We start from the raw sequence: 24,983 nt of genomic DNA, 5'->3' as shown, positions 1-24,983 counted from the left end.
GGAAAAATACTTACTCCATCTCTTATCACACCGTTTATTTTCCATAAACCGGACCTTTCATGTAATCATATGCTACGAACTGCACCCTTTGCAGCAGATGTTGTCATTGCAGCATAAGCTTTGAGAGCCTTTGAAACTTTGCGCTGACGCTTCTCAACCGGCTGCCAAGCATCTTTTCCTTTTGCTTCCATGTTAGCACGACGCTGCTTCATCTCAACGTCATCAACCAACATATGAATACTCCGGTTTGGAATGTCAATTTCTATGATATCCCCTTCTTCCACCAACGCAATTTCTCCTCCTTCAGCCGCTTCTGGTGAAACATGTCCTATCGAGAGCCCTGAGCTCCCCCCTGAAAAACGTCCATCCGTAACAAGTGCACAAACCTTACCCAATCCTTTAGACTTAAGATAACTCGTTGGATAAAGCATTTCTTGCATTCCAGGCCCCCCACGTGGTCCTTCATAACGGATTAAAACAATTTCACCTGATTTAATTTTATCATTTAAGATTGCTGAAACAGCTGAATCTTGGCTTTCAAAAATTCTTGCTGGACCTTTAAAAGTCAAAATTGATTGATCAACACCTGCTGTTTTTACAATACAGCCATCTTTAGCAAGATTTCCATAAAGAACTGCCAATCCTCCATCTTGTGAATAGGCATGTTCCTTATCGCGAATCACACCTTTTTCACGATCACGATCAAGAGTCTCATAGCGACAAGATTGGCTAAAAGCTGTCTGTGTTGGAATCCCCCCTGGAGCAGCACGATAAAATGTACAAACTGTTGGTTCATTGGTTTGTTTCACATCCCAACGATCAAGAGCTTCTTTCATCGTTTTTGCGTGAACCGTATAAACTGATGTATCAATGAGTCCTGCCGCATCTAATTCGCCTAAAAGCCCCATAATACCACCCGCGCGATGAACATCTTCCATATGGACATTCGCAACAGCAGGAGCAACCTTGCATAAAACTGGAACACGACGTGAAAGGTGATCAATATCCGTCATGGTAAAATCCACCTCGCCTTCTTGCGCCGCGGCTAAAAGATGCAGTACTGTATTGGTTGACCCCCCCATGGCAATATCAACGGTCATAGCATTTTCAAAAGCCTTGCGTGAGGCAATAGAACGTGGCAAAATTGTTGCATCATTTCTTTCATAGTAACGCTTGGTCAATGCAATAATCTGCCTTCCAGCTTCTTCAAAAAGCATCCGTCGATCTGCATGCGTTGCGAGCACTGATCCATTTCCGGGAAGCGAAAGCCCTAAGGCTTCTGTTAAGCAATTCATGGAGTTGGCCGTAAACATTCCTGAACAAGAACCACATGTAGGACAAGCTGCACGCTCCATTTCAGCAACTTCTTCTTCTGAGTTCTGGTCTGAAGCGGCGGCGACCATAGCATCAACCAAATCAACCCTTAAGTCTTGATCTTTCCATTTAATCTTACCGGCTTCCATAGGACCACCCGAAACAAAGATTGTTGGAATATTCAACCGTAAAGCAGCCATTAACATTCCAGGTGTAATTTTGTCACAATTAGAAATACAGACGAGAGCATCCGCACAATGGGCGTTAACCATATATTCTACAGAATCAGCAATGATTTCACGTGAGGGTAAAGAATAGAGCATTCCATCGTGCCCCATGGCAATTCCATCATCGACAGCAATGGTATTAAACTCTTTTGCAACACCACCGGCAATGGCTATCTGTTGTGCAACCAATTGTCCAAGATCTTTTAAATGGACGTGCCCTGGTACAAATTGTGTAAAAGAATTTGCAATCGCAATAATGGGTTTACCAAAATCCGCATCTTTCATCCCTGTTGCACGCCAAAGACCGCGAGCTCCCGCCATATTACGCCCGTGTGTCGATATTCTTGAACGATAAGAAGGCATTATTTTTCCCCTCAAATAATTTCATTTTGCTTGTTGTGCTGTAACTTTACTATAAAAACAAGAGCTTTAATATTCAAAAGAGAAAAATACCTTGTACTGAGGCATTTGAAGCACAAAATTAAAAGCCCTGCATAAACTTCCTCATAAAGACACAAAGCTTTTATTTTTCTATGACTTGTTAATCAACATCTAATCCCAGCGTAAATGCATGTTTGAAACAAGTATCAAAACGGTTCAACGCAGCACAAATTCTTCCAGACTTTTATATGCTAGATTTAGCGCGTATATTGCATCTATCTGTTTGCGTAATTTCTGGAACGAGACGGCAGCCAATTGGTAAAGACTATGAAAGCCTCATGGTAAAAACTTACCATATCCTTACACTTTAAGCTTTATGCCTTTTAAAAGCCTCCATAGAGATATCTCAAATCAAGCCCGTGAATGGTATAAAGGCCCCATAAATGAATACACTTATAGAGCACCATTCCTCCCTTTACACTTATTTAAAGAGAAATACAGCTCAACATCCTTTAATTGAGAAAAAACAAATAGAATTTATTAAAGAGCTTAAGTTTTTTCTCGTAAAGCGCAATCTAGTGTAGAGTGACAATTTGGAGTTCGTGCTCATTGGCTCCAGCAAGAGCAATAGAGCGTTCATCAGATAAAATGATAGGATAACCTGTTTCACCAAAAAGCGCCCATATGGTAATGCCTGGGGTCATAGGTGGAAGATCTGGAAAGTTTTTAGCCAGATCATCTGTACAAACCTTTTTTAAATAAGCAATCTGTCCCGCATCAGAGTAGGACGTGTTCTGAAACGATAAGCTTTGTTTATGTTCTCCCATTTCACTGTTCCTTTACGCCTTAACTTTTATGACTCACCACTACTGACTTTAATTGGAATCTGTTTTATTTCTTTTTTTAGTTTTGGTTGATACAGATTAATTGATAAAAGACCATTTTTCAACTCGGCATTTGTGACATTCATCCCTTCAGCAAGAACAAAGGTCCGCTGGAATTGTCGCGCAGCTATACCGCGATATAAATATTGATGATTTTGATTGTCTGTTTGTTTACCATGAATAACCAATTGATTATCATCGAGCAAAATATTAAGATGATTAATCTTAAATCCAGCAACAGCTAAAGTTATCCGGATATGATTTGCATCATCGTTTTTATGTAAACGTTCAATATTATAGGCTGGGTAAGCCTCATCAGCTTTACCGATACGTTGTAATATTTTTTCTACGGTTTCAAATCCTAAAAGAAAAGGATTGGAGAAAGGTGTCACATGTGTCATTCATGAGTATCCTCTTTAAAGCGGCTTTACTTGACCAAACCCTATATAAAGTGTTCGCTGCATTCTTCTCATATGGCGAGCGTGAATGATAACTTCAAGAGAGATAATTAAGAGAGTTCCATGACTCAAAGTAACATAAAAGTACCTCGAAATACTATAAAAATATCAAAAGTGCGAAATTTATCTAGTATATTATATAATGAAGATGAAATTGCAGAAATATTTCGCCGTTTTTCTGTGCAACGCCCGACACCTAAGAGTGATCTTAGCTATATAAATACTTTTACGCTTTTGGTTGCCGTTGTTCTTTCAGCTCAAGCAACAGATGTAAGCGTTAATAAAGCGACAAAAGAACTCTTTCACCTTGCTGATCAACCAGAAAAAATGATTGCATTAGGAGAAGAAGAAATAGCATATCATATTCGTTCAATTGGTCTTTGGCGCGCAAAAGCACGCAATGTTTATGCACTTTGCAAGTGTTTAATGGAGAAATATGGTGGTCAAGTCCCTGATACGCGTGAAGCACTTATGGCTCTTCCAGGCGTGGGGCGCAAAACAGCTAATGTTATTTTGAATGTTGCTTTTGGTCAGCCTACATTGGCAGTTGATACACATATTTTTCGCTTAAGCAATCGTCTTGGTTTGGCACCTGGCAAAACACCAGAGATTGTTGAGAAAAAATTATTAAAAATTATACCGATTCATTATCTTCGTCATGCGCATCACTGGCTGATTTTGCATGGGCGTTACATCTGCCAAGCACGTAAAGCACAATGTAGGCAATGTATTATTGCGGATCTCTGTAAAGCTGCAAGCAAAACAAATGCTATTCCGGCACCTTTGGTTGAAATTCAAGGCAACGGAGCGCCGTTTTTTTTGTAATACGCTCTTGCTATTTTGTGTATACTAGCTTATAAAAACGTCTCTGGAGAACCGCCCGGCAGGGCATGCCGTGGCTGTTTAAATGCTTATTCAAGTGTTGGTCCACTTGAATGGATAAAATATTCGATTGAATTAATTAATGTATGGAGTAGCAAAATGCCCAAGATGAAGACCAAATCATCCGCTAAAAAGCGGTTTAAAATCACTGCGTCAGGCAAAATTAAAGTAGCAGCCGCCGGTAAGCGCCACGGCATGATTAAGCGTTCGAATAAATTTATTCGCGATGCACGTGGAACAATGGTTTTGTGTGAACAAGATGCTAAAAAAGTCATTCAGCATTATTTGCCGAATGGTCATTAAACCTTGCGCTTTTGATTTTGAGGAGATTATAATATGGCACGTGTGAAAAGAGGTGTGACAGCACACGCTAAGCACAAAAAAGTTCTTAAACAAGCTGAAGGCTTTTACGGTCGACGTAAAAATACCATTCGCGCTGCTAAAGCAGCCGTTGATCGTTCAAAGCAATACGCTTATCGTGATCGCAAAAATAGAAAGCGTACTTTCCGCGCTTTGTGGATTCAGAGAATTAATGCGGCTGTTCGTGCAGAAGGTTTGACTTATGGACGTTTTATTGACGGCTTATCAAAAGCCGGTATTGAAGTTGATCGTAAAGTTCTTTCAGATATAGCAATCTATGAAGCGGAAGCATTTTCTGCTTTAGTTGCTTCGGCAAAAAAAGCTTTAGAATATTTAAAAGACACAACACCTAATGCTTTTGAAAGCGCTGTCAAGTAAGCCAGTCGTGTTCTCTTAAAGCATTTATTTATTCGAGGTCCCGTGCTGGCTATTGCGAGTGCGGGTTTTTTTTATTAAAAAAATAGGCAAAAATATGAACGATATTGAGCGTCTGGAACAAGAAATTTGTTTAGCCTTAGAAGCTGCAGGTGATGAACAGGCACTTGAAGTAGTGCGTATTGCAGCATTGGGTAAAAAAGGCAGCATCTCTGAAAAATTAAAAGCATTAGGAAAGATGGAGGCAAGCGAGCGCCAAAAAGTTGGCCCTATTCTTAATGGATTAAAAAATCGTATTTTAGAATTATGGACGCAAAAGCGTGATCTTCTGAAAAGACAAAAAATGAATGCCCGTCTTTCTCGTGAAACGGTTGATATTACCTTGCCTGTTCGTTCTTCGCCTATGGAACGGGGGCGTATTCATCCTATTTCACAGGTGATTGAAGAAATTATCGCCATTTATACAAAATTGGGTTTTTCACTTGCAGAAGGACCAGATATTGAAACAGATTATTATAATTTTACGGCATTGAACTTTCCTGAAGGGCATCCAGCACGTGAAATGCATGATACCTTCTTTTTTAATGTTGATAAAATGGGAGAACGCAAATTATTGCGGACCCATACCTCGCCTGTACAAATTCGCACACTGGAAAAACAAAAAGCACCGATACGGATCATTATTCCCGGGAAAACATATCGTATGGATTCAGATGCAACGCATTCGCCCATGTTTCATCAGGTCGAAGGTCTTGTCATTGATAAAACCTCTACCATCGCCCATATGATGTGGCTGCATGAAACTTTTTGTAAAGAGTTTTTTGAAGTTGCTTCAGTAAAAATGCGTTTTCGTCCCTCTTTTTTCCCTTTTACTGAACCATCTATGGAAGTAGATATTCAATGTGATCGTTCTGGTTCAGAAGTAAAATTTGGCGAAGGACAGGATTGGTTGGAAATTTTAGGATGTGGAATGGTGCATCCTCATGTGTTGAAAAATGTTGGTTTAGATCCCGATGAATATCAAGGCTTTGCATGGGGAATGGGCATTGACCGTATCGCTATGTTGAAATACGGCATGCCTGATTTACGCGCTTTTTTTGATGCTGATCTGCGTTGGCTAGACCATTATGGCTTTCGTTGCTTTGATATGCCTGCTTTTTTTCCTAATAGAAATGTGTGATCTTATCATCGCTTTCATGTGAGGTTTTAAAATGAAATTTACTTTGTCGTGGTTAAAAGATCACTTAGAGACAGATGCATCCTTGGATGAAACTTGTGAGAAACTAACAGCGATCGGTCTTGAGGTTGACCATGTTGATGATCGTTCTTCTTTAAAAGGTTTTGTGATTGCGAAAGTTTTAACAGCAGTAAAACATCCTGATGCAGATAAACTCCAGATTTTATCCGTGGATACAGGCTCTGGTACACCTGTTCAAGTTGTCTGTGGAGCACCAAATGCACGTGCAGGACTTGTGGGTGTTCTTGCGTTACCCGGTACTTACATTCCAGGACTCGATGTGACATTATCTGTAGGAAAAATCCGTGGTGTTGAAAGTTTTGGGATGATGTGTTCATGGGGTGAGCTTGAATTATCAGGTGAACATGATGGGATTATCGAACTTCCAGAAGATGCACCTATTGGGGTGGGATTTGCAGCTTATGCTGGTTTAGATGATCCGATCGTTGATATTGGTTTGACTCCCAATCGCTCTGATTGCACAGGTGTTCGCGGCATTGCCCGTGATCTTGCTGCTGCTGGAATCGGGCAATTAAAAGAATTGTCTTTACCAAAATTTGAAGCTTCCTTTGACACACCCCTCGACGTTTCATTCGATTTTTCACAAGCTTCATCGTTATGCTTAGGTTTTGCTTGGCGTGAAGTGCGTAATGTTCAAAATGGTCCATCACCACAGTGGATGCAACAACGTTTGAATGCAATTGGTTTAAGACCGATTAATGCGCTTGTTGATATAACCAATTACATCAGTTTTGACCTTGGTCGTCCGCTCCACGTTTTTGATGCTGACAAAATTAAAGGGAATTTGTATGTTCGTTGTGCATATGAAGGAGAACAACTTCAAGCACTTAATGGAAAAATCTATCATTTGAGTGTTCAGGATTGTGTTATTGCCGATGAAGACGGTGTTGTTTCGATTGCCGGTATCATGGGTGGTGAGAGAACAAGCTGTGATGAGACGACGCAGCGCGTTATTATTGAATCGGCGCTTTGGGATACGCAAAGCATCGCACAAACAGGGCGAACATTAGGTCTTATCAGTGATGCACGTTATCGGTTTGAACGGGGTGTTGATCCGGCTTTTATGGAAACAGGGCTTGAGATTGCAACAGAATTGGCCTTACGTCTTTGTGGTGGTGAAATATCCAAGGCAAAAATTATTGGCTATCAGCAACAAGAAACCAAACAGATTGCTTTTCCTTTTTCTGAAATTAAACGTTTGACACATTTGGAAATAGAGCCAGCAAAAGTCATCTCTATTTTAACGAAACTTGGATTTTGCGTTGAGGGAAAAGGAGATGTCGTTACAGTAAAAGTACCATCATGGCGCCCTGACATTATGGGTAAAGCCGATTTGGTGGAAGAAGTCATGAGGATTTATGGGTTAGATAAAATTAAACCTATCCCTTTGGAAAACTTCGCAGAAGGAAAAGATCAAGTTTTAACATGCGCACAAATTCGTTCACGCGCTACCCGTTTGGCTTTGGCACATCGCGGTATGAAAGAAGCGGTAACGTGGTCTTTTATCTCCGAAAATCAGGCTCTGGCTTTTGGGGGAGGTCAAACACAGCTTAAATTGGTCAATCCTATTGCCGCTGATATGTCAGTGATGCGTCCTTCTCTTTTACCTGGTTTGCTTATGGCAGCACAGAGAAATGCTGATCGTGGTTTTTCTGATCTTGCTTTGTTTGAAGTTTCCAGCATTTATGAAGGCGATACCCCTGATAAACAACGACGTGTTGTAAGTGGGATTCGTCGTGGTACAGAGCAATTTGAAGGGACTGGGCGTTTTTGGAATGGAAATGCAACAGCTGTTGATGTTTTTGATGCCAAAGCAGATGCTTTAGCCGTTTTAGGAGCATGCGATATAGATGTTAGGAAAGTGCAAATTGAAGTTGGAGCCCCCGATTGGTATCATCCAGGTCGTTCAGGAGTTATAAAACTTGGTTCAAAAATTATTCTTGGTTTTTTTGGTGTTCTTCATCCAGCGACCTTAGAAAAATTAGATATCAGTGGTCCTTTATGCGGCTTTGAAATTTTTCTAGATCAAATTCCAGAACCAAAGAAAAAAACAACGAAAAGCCGTCCTCCTTTGAAATTATCGCCGTTTCAAATGGTGCGGCGTGATTTTGCATTTATCGTTGACAAAACAATTGCTTCTTCTCTTATTGTTCGTGCTGCTCAGGGAGCCGATAAAAAACTTATTCATTCCGTACAGGTTTTTGATCTTTTTGAAGATCAGAGCCTTGGTGAAGATAAAAAATCTGTTGCCATTGAAATTGTTATTCAACCGATTGAACGCACTTTGACAGATAAAGACCTAGAAGAAATTGCTGCAAAAGTAATAGAAAATGTCACTAAAACGACAGGCGCTTATCTTCGTCATTGAGTATTTTCGTATGACTTTTATAAAGATAGGAGCGCTTTATGAGTGCTCCTTTATTTTTTAAAGGTTTAAATTCTATGAAATTTTTTGAAAAAGAGTTTTACGATAATCCATTCATTGATAATTTTTATCCTAAATAAGAATCCCCAATATTATGGGACTTATCATTTCAAATCCCCTTTGAATGAATCAAAATCATTGATTCTCCACCTTAAAGTGGGGCAGTTGTTTAGAAACCATAAAAAAGAAATAAAAATGCTTCTTACACAGGCCCTCAAATGCCAAAGTCTATCGCAATATGAAGAATTGATCGTGCAACAATGGATTGAGAAAATAAAATAATGATACCACATTTTGTAAAATCAATGATGGAGCTCATCCCCTTTGGGACCTGTATCTTTCAGCTCAAGCCCATGAAATGAATATAAGGGGTTATGTTAAAACAAGTCGCATGAATAACATGATAAGTCTCTGTTTTGAGCGTTCTGTTTTTGTGTGAAGGATGTGATCTCATTGGAAAATGAGAGTAAAAACATGGGGCAATACACATTCTATGAATTAAAAGACATTGTTTGAGATGCTTTAGAAAAACGCAAAAATTGCATTATAACTGTAAATAACTTGACTAACCTGATCTATTAGAGCCACCAGTAATAGACTAAAACCCTTTGGATTTTCAAAATTCATTTTCTGTAAAGCTGAATTAAAAAGAGAAGATCATCGGAAGATGTTTTTTTACTTTATATCTTGATATTCTCTTCTAAAAAAGCTGTATTCTTATTTCAGAGATAGACCAAACAGATATACGTAATATTTTTGCTCCATTTTAGCAGATAAAAGCGAGAGTTGCTTATAAGGCTTTTAAACGTAATGTTTTTTCAAATGTGCGCTTTGAAACATATTTCAATGCTTCTAGGTCTATTTTACGACAGCATGCGTGAATGGTATGATTAAAGCTTATTTGGGAATTATCCTCTTTATGCTTAATAAAAAAAATTTGCTCCATCATACTTTCTCTGTTCTAGCTTCTATGTAATCGACAGCCCCTTGTATTGGCGAGAGACCATAAGAAGCATTTTTATCCCTTTCTATCGTTTTTGTTCACAGGTTCATTCTGCTTGTACTGATCAAGTAAAAGATAGTCATTGCGTCATAATAAGAAAGTTTAAAATGATAAAACCCTATGATATTCAGGTCATTAACTCAATAAAACGATACGTTATCCTTATAAATGAATATGTTATCATTGGAATGAGCTGTTGATTCAGCAGCAACAGAAAAGTCACAGGCTTTATGAGATAAAAAGTGCCATAAAACACAAGCTTACCAGCAACGAATGAGAAAGATATCTCAGCTTTTTATTAAATGCTTTGCAAAACAACAAAGCAACCTTTCTTTAAAACCATTCACCTTTTTCAAGGTGAATTTTCAAGACGATAAAAAATTATTTTTAAAGGACTTGAAAAGTTAATTTTTGTAAAAATCCTTCATTGCAAATGTAAAAGATAACTGTTATTGCTAAATGATAATGCAAATCATTCGCAATAAAATAAAGAGAAAATTAATGAATATAAAAAAAATTTTTACTCTCATTCTGGGAAGTTTTATTTTTCTTACTCCCAATTTAGCGGTATGTGCTGGTAAATTTAAAGCTGTTACGACATTCACCATTATTGCCGATATGGCGCGAAATGTAGCGGGTGATGTCGCTGATGTTGAATCAATCACGAAACCAGGTGCTGAAATTCACGAATATCAACCCACCCCTCGTGATCTCATGCGTGCACAAGGCGCAAATCTTATCCTATGGAATGGGTTAGAGTTAGAACTTTGGTTTGAAAAGTTTTTTCAAAATATCAAGGATGTTCCAAGTGTCGTTGTTTCAAAAGGCGTTGTACCCATTACAATTGGTGAGGGCCCCTTTAGTGGTAAACCGAATCCTCATGCATGGATGTCACCGACCTCTGCTTTGATTTATGTTGATAATATTCGCGATGCCTTTGTAAAATATGATCCTGAACATGCTGCTATTTATAAAGAAAATGCTGAAATTTATAAGCAGAAGATTCGCGCCACCATTGATCCAATTAGAACTGAATTGGCAGCAGTTCCTCAAGATAAACGTTGGCTTGTAACCAGCGAGGGTGCATTTAGCTATTTAGCACGTGATTTTGATCTAAAAGAACTTTATTTATGGCCCATTAATGCGGATCAGCAAGGAACCCCGCAGCAAGTTAAGCATGTTATTGATATGGTTCGAAAATACAATATTCATGCCGTTTTTTCTGAGAGCACAATTTCTCCAGCACCTGCAAAACAAGTCGCAAGAGAAACAGGAGCTAAATACGGTGGTGTTCTCTATGTTGATTCTCTCAGTGAGAAGAATGGTGAGGTCCCCACTTATATTGATTTATTACGTGTCACGAGTGGACGTATTAGCAAAGCCTTATTAGAGGGAGTAAAAAGCCAATGACGGAATGTGGAATATTTGCCCAAGGGGTAACGGTAACTTATCGTAATGGACATACAGCTTTACGCGAAGTAAACTTTGAAAGTCCAAAGGGTTCTATTACAGCATTGGTTGGCGTTAATGGATCCGGTAAATCAACATTATTTAAAGCGATTATGGGGTTTGTACGCCCCTCAAAGGGAAAAATTCGCATGTTTGATTTGCCCGTTGATGTCGCTTTGAAAAAAAACCTTATTGCTTATGTTCCTCAAAGTGAAGATGTGGATTGGAATTTTCCTGTTCTGGTTGAAGATGTTGTCTTGATGGGGCGGTATGGCCATATGAATTTCTTTCGCTATGCCAGCGCACGAGATTATGAAGCTGTTCGTGTTGCCTTGGAACGCGTGGATATGTTGCCTTTTGCCAAGCGCCAGATTGGAGAACTTTCTGGTGGACAGAAAAAGCGTGTCTTTCTGGCGCGTGCTTTGGCACAAAAAGCAAAAGCTATTTTATTAGATGAGCCGTTTACAGGGGTTGATGTGACAACAGAAGATAAAATCATTGCTTTGTTACAAGATCTTCGTAAAGAAGGAGCCGTGATCTTGGTCTCTACCCACAATTTAGGCTCTGTTCCGGAATTTTGTGATCATACGGTTTTAATTAAAGGAACCGTTTTAGCTTCTGGGTTAACCGAAAAAATCTTTACAAAGGAAAATCTGGAAAAAACTTTTGGAGGGTCTTTGCACCACCATATTTTCGATCTTCAAGGCGCTAAAAAAAATGATGTTTTCATGGGAAGAAAACAATCCGCAGTTCGTGAAAATATTGAAAAAGTGGAGAACGTTGCATGATTTCTTTTTTGCTTGAACCACTGAGCTATCAATATATGGTAAATGCAATGTGGGTTTCTGGATTAGTGGGGTGTGTTTGTGCCTTCCTTTCAGCTTTTTTGATGTTAAAAGGTTGGTCATTAATTGGTGATGCGCTATCCCATTCGATTGTTCCTGGTGTCGCAGGAGCTTACCTTTTAGGGTTACCTTTTTCACTTGGCGCTTTTTTTTCTGGTGGTCTTGCTGCGGCAGCTATGCTGTTTTTTAATCAGCGAACAAAACTGAAAGAAGATACCATTATTGGTCTCATTTTTTCTTCCTTTTTTGCTTTTGGGTTATTTCTCAAATCATTAAAACCAATGGCTGTTAATATTGATACAATTGTTTTAGGAAATATTTTAGCAGTCAGTTCATCAGATATTATACAATTAGCTTTTATTGGTTTTTTCTCTTTGTCCATATTGCTTTTGAAATGGAAAGATCTCCTTGTTTCTTTATTTGATGAAACACACGCACGTGCCATTGGATTGAACGTAAAGTTTTTAAAGATTCTCTTTTTTACACTGCTTGCTGCTTGTACTGTTGCTGCTATGCAAACGGTTGGCGCATTTTTGGTTATTTGTTTGGTGGTGACGCCTGGGGCAACAGCTTATCTTTTAAGTGATCGTTTTGTGAATATCTTGGTTATTGCAGTTATAATTGGGACATTCACAAGCGTATTAGGTGTTTACGTGAGCTATTTTTTGAATGCACAAACGGGTGGTGTTGTCGTGCTTTTTCAAGCATTCTTATTTATGTTAGCTTTTATTTTTGCTCCTAAACACGGCTATATTGCTGCGCGTTTACGGATAAATGCAGCAAAAAAAGGTGTGATGTTATCATGATTGATCAATTACTACTTCCTTTTCAATTTTCTTTTATGTTGAAAGGCATGCTTATTGTTATGATCCTTTCTATTCCAATGGCAATGCTTTCTTGTTTTCTTATTTTGAAAGGATGGGCCCTGTTAGGCGATGCCATTTCCCATGCCGTTTTTCCAGGTGTTGTTGTTGGTTATATGACAACACCGTGGGTGATAGCATTTTTAGCTTCTTTGCCATTTGCTTGGTTCCAGCATATGCGTCCAGAGAATATTACAATGACTTTGATTACTTGCGGTGCTTTTGTTGCGGGTATGATTTGTGCACTTACAACAGGTTTTTTGGGAAGCAATAGTCGTATCAAACAGGATACAGTGATGGGTGTTGTTTTTTCATCGATGTTTGGTTTAGGGCTTGTTTTGGCAACATCTATCTATAGTAGCCTAGATTTAAATCATATTCTATTTGGTAATCTGTTGGGCGTTAATTGGCTTGATATTACCCAGACAGCAATCATTTCTGCCATTGTTACTTTTATTTTAGGCGCAAAATGGCGCGATTTTATGCTGTATATTTTTGATTCAGTACAAGGGCGTGCGATGGGATTGCGAATATCACTGCTCCACTATACCCTTCTCACAATGATTTCTCTTACAATTGTTGCGGCTTTGAAAGCTGTTGGAATTGTGCTTGTGATTTCTTTACTGATAGCACCAGGAGCAATTGCTTATCTTGTCACAAAACGGTTTTCTTTTATGTTAATGATCGCGATACTTGTTGCAGCTCTTTCTGGTTTTTTAGGGATTTATCTCAGCTTATTTATCGGCTCTGATTCTGCTTCCACAATTGTGTTGATCTTGACATTGATTTTTATTGCCATTTTCATGACGATTTTCGTTCGTCGAAACACAGTTCAAGAAACTTAACGGTGATAAAATTCATGCATATCAGCCATGCATTTTTATATATTGTTTCTCATGCTTATTTTAATTAGAGGTTGAGTCGCTAGGTTATTTTTCCTCCTAATGTCTAGCAAATGAGTGCAGTAAGTATTCTCCCCCCCCAACGCTGCATTCTTAATTAAGAGGCTGCATTGATTTATTCTGCAGCCTTTTTATTTTTTTACTTTTCTAAAATCTCTTCTTATTTCTTGAAACCATTTAAAATGATTATCATATTGCAAAGCTATTTAGTATCTTGAAGGAACTTATGACAGTAAAGACACTTACACATAGAAATGTGTGGAGAGGGATTATCCATTCAAATACATGAACAGTGAAACAGATACAATTTTTTGTGTAAAATTTTTTACGTGAAAGAAAATAATACGAGAAAATGAAGAAATATTTCAAGATATCACACCCTTTACGCCTCTGCTACTCTATAGCAGGTTGGGTAATGATTATATTAGGCATTATCGGTGTGGTATTACCTATTATGCCAACAGTGCCTTTTTTGTTGGTTGCCTCATGGTGTTTTACGCGTTCTTCTCCACGTTTTCATCACTGGTTGAATCATCATCGTATTTTTGGTCCCTCTCTTAAACGATGGGAAGAAAGAAGAGCTATTTCTCCATTTGTTAAAATTTTTGCCGTGATGAGTATGACAGGAGGGGGATTATCCTTTTTCGTAATGGTACACCCTCCTTTATGGATTTCTTTACTCGTTGCCGTTATATTATTGTTGATTGCTATTTATATTGTGACACGTTCATCTTCATAAAGACTCTATGAGAGATGCTCTTTTTAGCTTTGACTTATTTGTTAGAACAATAAGGGAAGATTTTTCTTTCAAGTTTTAGTATAACTTCTCCATATTCAAAATACATATGAAATAACAAGCTTTTTATAAGCAAAGAAAATTATGTACAATCCCTTTAAAACGCATAAAGAGTCGTTTTGTAAACAATGATAAATTACATTCATTAAGAGGTTTTATTTTTGTAAAGCATGTAAATTTCGCTAAACTTTCTTGGCATGTTAAGCCTTTTTAAGTGCCTCGTGCATATTTTTAAGTTTTGCTTATCGCACCTTATGTAAGTAAACCGCATATATGAGAAACCAAGTAGAATCCACTCAACAAGAAGCTGAACGATTTACTGTGACCTACAAGGGTTAAGAATACTCGTCCTTAGAGGAGTAAAGGTTACTTTTTAAACAATATATTCGTTTAAAAAGCCCAAAACTACATCTTTATAGGTCTAGAAACGCGCTTTTTATTGCCAAAAAAATTGAGATAATGTTGTATTTCTTTTGAATCACCGATCGTTTTTTCAGGATTATCTGAAAGTTTTACGGCTGGTCGACCATTGGCATGGGTCACCTTACAAACAAGGGAAAGAGCATCAAGGGTTGCGATTTCTTGAGGAGCACAACCTGTAAAGTCATTGGTAAGATCAGTGCCCCATCCAAAACTCATGCGCACTTTTCCATGGAAATGATGATAGGTTTTTTCAATTGTATTGACATCAAGTGCATCAGAAAAAATTAAGAGTTTTTCGCGTGGATCTTTCCCTTTTTCTTTCCACCATTGAATAATACGTTCTCCACCTTCAATAGGGGGTGCACTATCCGGTCTAAAACCCGTCCAATCTGCTACCCAATCTGGAGCATTGCATAAAAATGCTTCTGTACCAAAGGTATCAGGTAAAACAATGAGAAGATTTCCGCCATAATAACGGTTCCAATCTTGCAAAACTTGATACGGAGCTCTATGTAATTCATCGTCGTTGTTGCTGAGAGCAGCAATAACCATAGGCAATTCATGCGCATTGGTTCCAATAGCTTCTAAATCTGTATCCATGGCAAGAAGAACATTAGAAGTTCCCGTAAAAGAATGACCAATACCTTCTTTTAATGCTTCAACACACCAGCGCTGCCATAAAAAAGAATGGCGACGCCGTGTCCCAAAGTCAGATATTTTAATATCAGGCAATTTTTTAAGGCGCTCAACTTTACTCCACATTTTTGCTTTAGCACGTGCATAAAGTACATCAAGAGCAAAGCGATCCAGTTTTTTCATAGCAGCACGTGAGCGTAATTCACTGACGATAGCAAGGGCTGGGATTTCCCACATAGAGCTATGAGCCCATGAACCATGAAAATGCAGAATATATTGGCTATCTTTGCGGGTTAATTCATATTCTGGGAGTTGAAAATTCTCAAGCCACTGAAGAAAATCCGGTTCAAAAATTTGTTTGCGTCCATAAAATGTATTACCAGCAAGCCAGATCATTTCTTTTTTTGTAAAGCGCAAACTAAGAGCATGATCAAGTTGGGCACGCAATTCACTTTCATCAATATCATCAGCAAGCCGTATTGTTTTAGAGCGATTTATAAGAGAAAAAGTAACATCGACAGTGGGATAAAGCCCCCAAATCATCTGTACCATAAGAAGCTTATAAAAATCTGTATCAAGAAGTGAACGAATAATGGGATCAAGCTTCCAAGTATGATCGTAAACACGTTTAGCAATATCCGGATGATTCATAATTTTTTTCTTTCAGTCTCATAAAATCTAAAATTATTATGTACCAACACGGTCAATATAGGCGGTGCAAGGACTATAACAACTCTAAGATTTTAGGCAAGAATAAAAAAGCTCTTTAGCTTTTCTGTTTTGAGGACTTAAGTATGCGTATGATTTCATGTTTTCCCGTTTTTTGTAACTTTATCCCTGTATGAACTTCGGTATATTTTTTGCCATTAACATGAAGTATATTTTTAGATCCCCATTTGACTTTAATGGTATAAACAGCCTCATAAAATTTCATTTTTACTTCACACTTTGGCCAAGTAGAAGGTAAATGTGGTTTTAAAAACAACAGATCTCCCTGACGCTGTATTCCAAGAATAGCTTGTGTTGCAGCATGATAAAACCAGCCTGCTGAACCTGTATACCATGTCCAACCACCTTGTCCAAGGTGTGACTCAACGGCATAAATATCTGCGGCCATTACATAAGGTTCAACACGATAAGTTTCAGGATCTTGTCCATGATTAATAGGGTTAATTGTGGAAAATAAATGATAGGCTTTATCGCTTTCATTCATTTCAACAAGCGCTAAAATGCTCCAAATAGCACCATGGGTGTATTGTCCACCATTTTCTCGAATACCTGGAGGATAACCTTTTATATAACCAGGTTCGAGCGTTGTTTTATCAAAGGGAGGCCAGAAAAGACGTAAAAGTTTTCCTTGTTTATCATAGAGACGTTCAAGCATTGAGGCCATAGCTTGTTTTTGGCGCTCAAGCAGTGCCATTTGAGAAATGACAGCCCAAGATTGAGCAATGGTATCAATTTGGCATTCATCATTGATTTGAGAGCCAAGAGGCGTCCCATCATCAAAATAACCACGTCGATACCAAGTACCATCCCAAGCATTTTTTTCTAGAGATTTTTTCAAACGTTCAAAATACGCGCTCCAGGTTTCAATACGAGTGTTATCACGCTGTTTTTGAGCTAAAGGAATGAATGCTTGTAACGTGCACCCAAGAAACCATCCCAACCAAGTGCTTTCGCCTTTTCCTTGCACACCGACCAAATTCATGCCATCATTCCAATCGCCACCTAAAATAAGAGGGAGCCCATGAGATCCACAGCGTTTAATGGCAAGGTCTAAAGCTAAAGCACAATGTTCATAAACTGTTGCAACCTTTGAGGATTGGGTAGGTTGAAAATAAGCATCCTGTTGCCCACTTTTGAGAACATCGCCTTCAATAAAAGGAACGAGCGTATCAAGAAAAGCATCATCGCCAGTGGTATTGACATAAAAAGCTGTTGCATAGGCAAGCCAAACGATATCATCAGAAATGTGTGTGCGAACACCAGCATTTGTTTCAGGCAACCACCAATGTTGCACATCCCCTTCAAGAAATTGATGCGCAGCTGCGTTTACCAATTGTTCATGGGCTAATTGTGGTTCCAACAACAATAAAGACAAACTATCTTGTAACTGGTCACGAAAGCCAAATGCACCACTTGCTTGATAAAAGGCAGCGCGCGCCATAATGCGGCATGCATAGACTTGATAAGGAAGCCAATGATTGACCATAATATCAAAAGAGGGATCAGGTGTTTTTACTTGGAGCGGGGAAACAAAATCACTCCAATATTGTTTTTGTTGTGTGAGCAAAGTTTCAAAATCACTTGCACGTACTTGATTGAGTAATTTTTCAGCTTCTTTTCTATTTTCAGCACTGCCAAGATAGAAAATGATTTCTTTTGTTTGACCTGGAAGAAGGTCAATATCATAAGCAAATGCTGAACAAGGATCATATCCTGCTTCAATAGTATTCGAAAGTGCCCTGGCTTTACCGATCGCGTTTGGATGTGTTACAGTTCCCGTTGCACCAATAAATTCGCTGCGATTGGTTGTGGTGCTGGTTGGCGTTTCGGATGCTGATAAAAATGTAACTTGTTGAAATTTTTCAATGTGATAAGGATTTTGAATAAAATGTGCCCCCCATTTAGCCTCGTAAGAGGGAACAATGAAAGGAGCATATTTTGTTTGAGTCTTGCCTAAAACCCATTCAACATAATTATAAAGGCGTAAACTGCGTGGCTTTTCCCCTTCATTCGTGAGGAGTAGACGTGAAAAGCGAACAGGTTTCTCTAGATCAAGTGTATGGGTTAGTTCTAATGCGATTTCTGAATGTGTCGACTTAAAAGTTGAGAATCCAAAACCATGACAAGCCTCATAGATAACATTTTCATCACATTCGACAGCAGAAACGGGTGAGAAACGTTTTAAAGACTGGCGATCAACCAGATAAAGCGCTTCGCCTGGCCGGTTAGACGTTGGATCATTCGCCCAAGGCGTTAATTGATAATCACGGCTATTGTGAGCCCAAGTAAAAATTGCACCTTCAGCAGAAACATGAAAACCAAATCCGTAATTAGCAATGACGTTAATCCACGGATGCGGTGTCGTTGTCCGTCCATGAAGACGTATGATATAATGATTATGCTGATTAAAACCACCATAACCATTCCAATATTTTAGATCTTCTCCAGTCATTGGAGGAAAAGATGGTTTTTGTCGGCTCGCAAGACCAATGGAAGCAAAAAGATTTTGTTCAGTTTGTGTTGTGACTTGTCTTCCTTTGTTATATTTTGAGGTGTCTAATTGATCATGAGCCCCCTGATCACTTTTACGAATTGAGAGATCAAAATCATTCTCACTAAGTCGTTTAAGCTGTTCAGATAAAGAGCCATTTTCGGCATCGAGAATAATGCGTGCGGATGCAAGAAGCGTTTTAAAACTTTGCTCACTCATTTGATCACGCCGAAGCGTAAAAATATGTTGGCGTGCATTTGGTTCTTGCGTGTAATGTCGATAAGATTCGCATACCCATTCAAGAGCGCGTTGTGTATTTTGTATATAGGAAAATGCTTGTTCATTGAGAATGACTAAATCAACAATAAGTCCGCGCATCCGCCAATATTCATGTGCTTTAAGGAGCTCACGCAATACAGTTATATTTCCCTCGTTATTTAATCTAAGAAGACAAAGTGGATTGTCACCAGAAATGGACATGGGCCAAAGATTAGACTGTTTTCCAAGTGTTTTTGCTAATATTTCAGAAGGAAGACGCCATGTTCGATCAAGATAGATAAGAGGCGTTGCATATTTTTGATAGACAATCGCTTCTTTAAGCGAGGTTCCGCTCTGATACAGTGCAACTTGTGAGCGTGTCCATGCCATTGAAAGTTCTTTTTGAAACATATCAGGTTGTCGATAATGTTTTATATGATGATGCAGTGCTTCTTTTGTATGAGCAGCAAAAGTCCAAAAAATAAGTTCTGCTTTTCCATGGGCTGGAATTTTTATACGGCATCGCAGTGACATAATAGGATCAAGAACACAACCTTGACTGTTACTAAAATGAGCATTTCGATCAAATGCAGCGGGCCGATGAATGGATCGCCCCCGACCAATAAACAACGAACGATCCGTTTCAGCTTCTGTTTCTCTAAGAGTATCTGTTGTACTGGAAACAAAATGAGCAATATAAATTTCAGGATCATTAGGTGAGCGTTTGCGCCTTTTGGCAAAAATTGTTTTGCCCTCCTCAGCAATTTCCGTCTCTATAAACATCCGTGAAAAAACAGGATGAGCTTGGTCCATATCCATTGTTGCAAGCGCTAGTTCACCATACGAGGTTACTTCAATAAGACAGTCTTTGTTTGTTGTATTCATCAGTTGAATACGTCTACCTTCACCACATCCTTCAGATGTAATAAGACATTCAAGGGTTGATTTGATACCATCAACCATTTTCGTATATTCAGCCTTTTCATCCATAAAAATGCTGACAGCTTCTTCTTCAATAACGCGTGTTGGTTCGCTGGTCACAGACCACCACCGTCCACTATGTATATTGCGTAGGAAGAATAAAATCCCTTGTTGATCTTCTGTTGCATCAGGAATAAAGCGCGTAATCGCATAATCGTGCCAACGGCTATAGCCAGAACCATTCGCTGTCAACATGATAGAATAAAAACCATGAGACAAAAGTAAAGTTTCCCGTGGTTTAAGCAGCGGATTTGTAATAATGCGCAAAGGGGCGGCATCCAATACTTCAGATTTATTGCGCATACGATGAATAGCTTTGGTGTGAATCATAGGAATAAGATGGGCAGCGCGCTCTTGTAAAAGCAATTGCGTTGCTTCCACAACGGGATCACGGTGAAAACGATCACGCATTCGTCCTTGAAAAATAACATTGTTAAGAGCAAGAATAGACATACCATGATGGTGCGCATAATAATTGCGTACAATAGCGTATTTTTCCCCTGTTTTTACGCGTGAAGGGGTAAAATCAATAGAGTCATAATAACCATATGTTCCTAAAGCTCCAAGATTACGCAATCGCTTTAAATTGGTTACAGCTTTGTGAGGCACATATTGTGCTGCAAGAAAGCTGGCATAGGGAGCAATGACAGCATTGCGTGAAAGACCACGTTGGAGTCCGAGGTTGGGAACACCAAAATGAGCATATTGGTAATTCATTAAATGATCACGAGCATTAAATGCAGCCTCTGAAATCCCCCATGGCAATTCCCGTGTATGAGCATATTGTATTTGACAACGAATAATCAATCGATTGGTTTGATCCAAGAGAGACCCTAAAGGTTCATGCATCACAAGAGATGGCATAAGATATTCGAACATGGAACCAGACCATGATAAAAGAGCACCTTTCCACCCTATGGGAACGAGGAGTCGACCAAGATGAAACCAATGTTTAAGTTTTATATCGCCTTTTGCAATGGCAAAAAAACTTGCAAGACGTGCCTCTGAAGCAAGTAGATCATAACAGTTTTCATCGAGTTTGTTTTCTTGAACACGATATCCAATGGATAAGAGATGCCGTTTAGGCTGTTCTAAGAAATCAAATTTCATATCAAAGGCTATTTGCCTTGCCGCTATAGCTAACCTGTTTAGTTTTTTGCATAATTTTTCAGGATCACAATGAGCCATTGCATCATGATGATAAGCATCGCAAGTTTCGATAAGGCATTTAGACCAACAAAGCGCACGAGCAGATTCTATTGTTTGAATTTTTTGGTCGAGTTCATTAACTAAGTCTACAATATCATGGGCTGCACGTGAAAGATCCTTGATGTGAGAAGGTATCGTATTTTCTTGTTCGACAAAAGTACGGAAAGAGTGATGAAAACGAACAATATTTTCTTCAACTCTTTGTCGTAAAGCGCGTAGACTTGGTTGATGATCTGGAATTTCTTTAACCGTTTCTTTAAGAATAATAAGAACATCCGATAAGCCTTCTCGATCACTTTGAAAAAGAAGATGCGGTTTTTCAGCCCATTCCCTTAAAGCAGAAGAGAGTGTTACCAAATGACCAGCAAGATTTCCTGAATCAACGGTTGAGACATAAGTGGGCAAAAGAGGCCTGAGTGTATCCGTTGCATACCAATTATAGAGGTGACCATGGAACTTTTCCATTTTTGCAAGAGAGCGTAATGTACATTCGATACGGGTAACTGTTTCTTCAAAACCAATCCAGCCAAAATCACGTGCCGCAATAATAGACAGGAGATAAACTCCGATATTTGTAGGGGATGTGCGTTGAGCAACAAGAGGTTCAGGGTCTTCTTGAAAATTATCGGGAGGCAAATAATTGTTTTGCTCATTGACAAAGGTTGCATAATAAAGCCATGTCCGCCGAGCAATAGAGCGGAGGATTTTTTCATCTTTTGAAGAAAGTTCAAGGCTATCTTGAAATGTTGAAGGTTGACTTACAACCCAAGCAATGAAAGGTGAAAAAAACCATGCTATCCCAAAAGGCAAAGCAATAAAGCTTGCAAAACTATTAAAAAAAAGAGGGAGTGTTAGGGCAAGAGAACCAATAAGTGATGCTGGTGCCATTGTAAAAATATAGAACTGCAAACTATTGGGCATTGATTTTGTTGCGGCAGAGGTTTTCCATTCAAGAAGATGCTGTCTTGAAATCGTCATACGATAGAGTGTACGAATAATCGCATCTGTCATAAAATACGCCGAATGAGCAAGAAAAGTCGTCTTAAGAAAGATATCAGCGCTTGTAAGAGTGGTTTTATTCCAAATTAATTGAAAATGTCCGCGCAAAGAATAATCTATATTGGATGAAAAAAACGTTTTTAATACACATAAAATGGGGGCAATGAAGGTGCTAAGCAACAAAAATATCTGCCAGATGAGTGCACTCTTTAATGGCAAAAGAGCCCACCCTGCAAACGCTGCAACTAACCACATGAGTGGTGTAAGAGAACGACGCAAATTATCCTGCATTTTCCAACGCGTCACGGAGCTTATTTTATGGCGAGAAAAAAGATAGGGCAAAAGTTGCCAATCACCACGAATCCAGCGATGATAACGCATAACATCAATATGATAAGCCGTTGGGTAGTCCTCAATGACTGTGATGCTACTGACCAGAGCAGTACGGGCATATCCTCCTTCTAAGAGATCATGACTGAGAACAGTATTTTCTTTAACTTTGCCGTCAAGTGCTTGTTCAAATGCATCAATATTATAAAGACCTTTACCGATAAAAGTACCTTCTCCTAAAAGATCTTGATAAGTATCAGAAACAGCAAAAACATAAGGATCAATACCACGGCTGGTCGAAAAAACCCGTTGGAAAATTGATGTTTTTTTTCCTGTTGTCAGAGACGGAATAATGCGTGGCTGCAAAACGCTATAGCCTTTGACAACCTTTCCACTTTGCGGATCAAAAATGGGATGATTGAGTGGATGATTAAGCTTTCCAACAAGTTTTGTCACACTTTCAGGGGTAAGACGTGTATCACAATCCAGTGTCATAACAAAACGACAATCCATCGGAAGATTTGGATTAGGAGAGTAAAAACTCGTATTTTTATCGCCTCTTAAAAGCCGATTGAGTTCATGAAGTTTTCCCCGCTTTCGTTCCCATCCCATCCAACATTTTTCACCGCTATTATAAAGACGTCGGCGATGTAAAAGGAAAAAAACAGGAAATTCATCACGATGATAACGACCATTGAGTTTATCAATACCCTTTTGCGCATAGTGCAACAAATCAAGATCATCTTGCGTTTCTCTCAAGGGAGCATCTACCCAATCTGTAATGAGTGCAAAATGGACCGCACCTTTAGGATTGGAAAGATAGTGCACTTCAAGATTGTGCACTTGCGCATCAATATCATCGCATGATGTTATCAAGGTAGGTACAACAACCATTGTCCGAGCATGTTTTGGAATACCTTCTTTATATTCATAACCAATGAGCTGTCTTGATGGAACAAACCATGAAACAACTGTATTAAAGAAAGAAAAAACCGTATCCATAGCAGGAAAAAGCGCTAATACAGTAAAGCAAAGGGACATCCATAGTGTCATACCAGATATTTGGAAAACGGTATAGACTGCAAGCAAAAGGGCAAGCGTCAGAAAAGAGACAGGTATGGCAATGACTCTCAGTTTTAAGCAATAAAAAGCGCGTGCCCATTTTATGAGAAGAGGCGGCGTATATCCACAAGCCTTTTCAAATATGCCACGACCATCACCGACAAGATACCACCCAACAGAGGAATAATGAGGCATATCTTCAAAAGTGGGGTTTGCCATTTCTACAGATTTGTGTGCAACTTCCAGCTCGCTAAGAGATGAAAAACGTGAGATTTTTTCAATGACTTGTCGATAAATACTGCGTGAATGGGAATCAATTTCAGAAAAATCACTCTTTTTACGTAAAATAGCATCGACACAACTCACAGTTTCAAACCATATGGTCCAGTCAATATTATCTATCGCTTTAAGAGCACAGATAATATTGCCCATGGTCACACCATCTGCCGCTTGTCGGGTATGCTCATCGGCTGTTGCACTTTCTAAGCTACTGCCTTGACTTTCTAATTGCTTTTCAAGCCAAGTTAACGCTATGGTTGAATCGATAGATGCACTGCGCAGGCGATAGAATAAATGCGCTGAAAAAGTTGGGTCAGCAGTGAATGGTTTGTACTGCGTAAAAAGAGAATTTAGACTGGTTTTATTTTCTACAAGAGAAATTTTATCAGCTACTTGACTGGCAAGATGGCGCATCTGCCGCGCTTTTTCGATACGCACTGAAAGACGACGAACATTTTCAATGAGTAGCATTTGCATAACTAAAGGAAGAGCCCACAATTCACCAATTGTGAGCGCACAAACTTCTTGAAACCCATTGATCATAACTGTCAGTGTTTCTTGTGAAAAACTGCTATCGGTATGCGCAATATAAAGCCAAGTTAAAGCAAAAATGCGTGGTATTCCTGCTTTTTGTGGTGAAAGAGGAAGTTGCCTTATGAAGGACTTAGGGAGATTACGGCGTAATTGTTGTATGGTTTTATCAATGGTGTAATGATTATCAATGAGCCATTGCGCAGACGGTGCGATAGTTTCATCGTTTCGGGCAGCAAAATCACTGGTATGAAAGGCATGAAGAATAAGTTTAGCATTTTCATTCAATCTCTTGCGAAAATCTTCTACTCCTTCATATTCAGGGAGTAAAATTTCTTTGCCAGAAGCTATATCATGCCCTAGATCATAAAGATCTTCCTGTACTTTATAAATTGCACGAAGAGGAAAATCACTATTAATAAAATGGTCTTTTCTCTTCTTTTGAGAAAAAAAGTACTTTATGAAAGGTATTGTGCACGCCATAATGTCCCATTATCATTCAATTACATCGCTTTTTATTTAAATTGTAAGCATTTTATTTGAATAGTGAACCGTTGATAGACAAAAAACAAACTTTTTGTTTTTATTTGCAAGCAGTTATAATAATTTTTAATGCGATAATTAAAAATTAAG

15 protein-coding genes are annotated in these 24,983 nt (G+C 38.8%); 10 read left to right on the top strand and 5 right to left on the bottom strand.

Going from position 1 to position 24,983, the window contains the following annotated elements; translation table 11 throughout:
• Positions 1-65: 65 nt before the first annotated feature.
• From ilvD to NNJ73_RS03425, 3 genes are all read right to left on the bottom strand, one after another.
• Positions 66-1,904, bottom strand: coding sequence for a dihydroxy-acid dehydratase (ilvD, locus tag NNJ73_RS03435; RefSeq protein WP_254492729.1), 1,839 nt, complete (start codon positions 1,902-1,904; stop codon positions 66-68).
• Positions 1,905-2,497: 593 nt separating this feature from the next.
• Complete coding sequence (locus NNJ73_RS03430) at positions 2,498-2,749, bottom strand: DUF1150 domain-containing protein (protein ID WP_005774433.1); 252 nt, start codon at positions 2,747-2,749, stop codon at positions 2,498-2,500.
• 26 nt (positions 2,750-2,775) lie between these two features.
• Positions 2,776-3,207 (bottom strand): Hsp20 family protein, encoded by a 432-nt coding sequence (locus tag NNJ73_RS03425; protein WP_139412667.1) that lies wholly within the window; start codon positions 3,205-3,207, stop codon positions 2,776-2,778.
• 120 nt (positions 3,208-3,327) lie between these two features.
• Between NNJ73_RS03425 and nth the strand changes: the two genes are divergently transcribed.
• The 10 genes from nth to NNJ73_RS03375 all read left to right on the top strand — a co-directional run bounded on the left by nth (position 3,328) and on the right by NNJ73_RS03375 (position 14,365).
• Positions 3,328-4,089, top strand: coding sequence for an endonuclease III (gene nth, locus NNJ73_RS03420; RefSeq protein ID WP_254492728.1), 762 nt, complete (start codon positions 3,328-3,330; stop codon positions 4,087-4,089).
• 156 nt (positions 4,090-4,245) lie between these two features.
• Positions 4,246-4,449, top strand: a complete 204-nt coding sequence (rpmI, locus tag NNJ73_RS03415) for a 50S ribosomal protein L35 (RefSeq protein ID WP_005774429.1) — start codon at positions 4,246-4,248, stop codon at positions 4,447-4,449.
• 33 nt (positions 4,450-4,482) lie between these two features.
• Entirely contained in the window at positions 4,483-4,884 is a 402-nt protein-coding gene (gene rplT, locus NNJ73_RS03410) for a 50S ribosomal protein L20 (RefSeq protein WP_005774428.1), read from the top strand.
• A gap of 94 nt (positions 4,885-4,978) precedes the next feature.
• Positions 4,979-6,061: a phenylalanine--tRNA ligase subunit alpha gene (gene pheS / locus NNJ73_RS03405; protein WP_254492727.1), complete on the top strand. Its 1,083-nt coding sequence runs from the start codon at positions 4,979-4,981 to the stop codon at positions 6,059-6,061.
• 31 nt (positions 6,062-6,092) lie between these two features.
• The gene (gene pheT, locus NNJ73_RS03400) at positions 6,093-8,507 is read left to right on the top strand and encodes a phenylalanine--tRNA ligase subunit beta (RefSeq protein WP_254492726.1); all 2,415 of its coding nucleotides are present in this window, start codon (positions 6,093-6,095) and stop codon (positions 8,505-8,507) included.
• A 1,561-nt stretch (positions 8,508-10,068) separates the two neighbouring features.
• On the top strand, positions 10,069-10,977 hold the full coding sequence (locus tag NNJ73_RS03395) for a metal ABC transporter substrate-binding protein (RefSeq protein ID WP_254492725.1): 909 nt from the start codon (positions 10,069-10,071) through the stop codon (positions 10,975-10,977).
• Positions 10,974-11,804 carry a manganese/iron ABC transporter ATP-binding protein gene (locus NNJ73_RS03390; protein WP_254492724.1) on the top strand — a complete coding sequence of 277 codons (831 nt, stop codon included), beginning with the start codon at positions 10,974-10,976 and terminating at the stop codon, positions 11,802-11,804. Before NNJ73_RS03395 ends, NNJ73_RS03390 begins: the two co-directional genes overlap by 4 nt.
• Positions 11,801-12,667: a metal ABC transporter permease gene (locus NNJ73_RS03385; RefSeq protein ID WP_254492723.1), complete on the top strand. Its 867-nt coding sequence runs from the start codon at positions 11,801-11,803 to the stop codon at positions 12,665-12,667. Before NNJ73_RS03390 ends, NNJ73_RS03385 begins: the two co-directional genes overlap by 4 nt.
• Positions 12,664-13,569, top strand: coding sequence for a metal ABC transporter permease (locus NNJ73_RS03380; protein WP_254492722.1), 906 nt, complete (start codon positions 12,664-12,666; stop codon positions 13,567-13,569). The genes NNJ73_RS03385 and NNJ73_RS03380 overlap by 4 nt, the downstream gene beginning before the upstream one ends.
• Before the next feature lie 409 nt (positions 13,570-13,978).
• A complete protein-coding gene (locus NNJ73_RS03375) occupies positions 13,979-14,365 on the top strand; it encodes a YbaN family protein (RefSeq protein ID WP_254492721.1) in 387 nt (128 codons plus the stop codon).
• 462 nt (positions 14,366-14,827) lie between these two features.
• On the opposite strand, the gene pncB is transcribed toward NNJ73_RS03375, so the two are convergent.
• Positions 14,828-16,132, bottom strand: coding sequence for a nicotinate phosphoribosyltransferase (pncB, locus tag NNJ73_RS03370; protein ID WP_254492720.1), 1,305 nt, complete (start codon positions 16,130-16,132; stop codon positions 14,828-14,830).
• A gap of 115 nt (positions 16,133-16,247) precedes the next feature.
• Positions 16,248-24,833: a GH36-type glycosyl hydrolase domain-containing protein gene (locus tag NNJ73_RS03365; protein WP_254492719.1), complete on the bottom strand. Its 8,586-nt coding sequence runs from the start codon at positions 24,831-24,833 to the stop codon at positions 16,248-16,250.
• Positions 24,834-24,983 lie beyond the last annotated feature (150 nt).

It is taken from the genome of Bartonella sp. B1099, from assembly GCF_944801835.1.
Taxonomy (GTDB): domain Bacteria; phylum Pseudomonadota; class Alphaproteobacteria; order Rhizobiales; family Rhizobiaceae; genus Bartonella.
The sequence above is the reverse complement of the archived record's forward strand: the minus strand, read 5'-3'. Positions and strand labels throughout refer to the sequence as shown.

Coding starts and splice junctions, on each gene's coding strand:
- NNJ73_RS03375 (WP_254492721.1), top strand. CDS start 13,979: ATGAAGAAATATTTCAAGATATCACACCCTTTACGCCTCTGCTACTCT.
- NNJ73_RS03390 (WP_254492724.1), top strand. CDS start 10,974: ATGACGGAATGTGGAATATTTGCCCAAGGGGTAACGGTAACTTATCGT.
- NNJ73_RS03385 (WP_254492723.1), top strand. CDS start 11,801: ATGATTTCTTTTTTGCTTGAACCACTGAGCTATCAATATATGGTAAAT.
- NNJ73_RS03425 (WP_139412667.1), bottom strand. CDS start 3,207: ATGACACATGTGACACCTTTCTCCAATCCTTTTCTTTTAGGATTTGAA.
- rpmI (WP_005774429.1), top strand. CDS start 4,246: ATGCCCAAGATGAAGACCAAATCATCCGCTAAAAAGCGGTTTAAAATC.
- rplT (WP_005774428.1), top strand. CDS start 4,483: ATGGCACGTGTGAAAAGAGGTGTGACAGCACACGCTAAGCACAAAAAA.
- NNJ73_RS03380 (WP_254492722.1), top strand. CDS start 12,664: ATGATTGATCAATTACTACTTCCTTTTCAATTTTCTTTTATGTTGAAA.
- NNJ73_RS03430 (WP_005774433.1), bottom strand. CDS start 2,749: ATGGGAGAACATAAACAAAGCTTATCGTTTCAGAACACGTCCTACTCT.
- nth (WP_254492728.1), top strand. CDS start 3,328: ATGACTCAAAGTAACATAAAAGTACCTCGAAATACTATAAAAATATCA.
- pheT (WP_254492726.1), top strand. CDS start 6,093: ATGAAATTTACTTTGTCGTGGTTAAAAGATCACTTAGAGACAGATGCA.
- pncB (WP_254492720.1), bottom strand. CDS start 16,132: ATGAATCATCCGGATATTGCTAAACGTGTTTACGATCATACTTGGAAG.
- NNJ73_RS03395 (WP_254492725.1), top strand. CDS start 10,069: ATGAATATAAAAAAAATTTTTACTCTCATTCTGGGAAGTTTTATTTTT.
- NNJ73_RS03365 (WP_254492719.1), bottom strand. CDS start 24,833: ATGGCGTGCACAATACCTTTCATAAAGTACTTTTTTTCTCAAAAGAAG.
- pheS (WP_254492727.1), top strand. CDS start 4,979: ATGAACGATATTGAGCGTCTGGAACAAGAAATTTGTTTAGCCTTAGAA.
- ilvD (WP_254492729.1), bottom strand. CDS start 1,904: ATGCCTTCTTATCGTTCAAGAATATCGACACACGGGCGTAATATGGCG.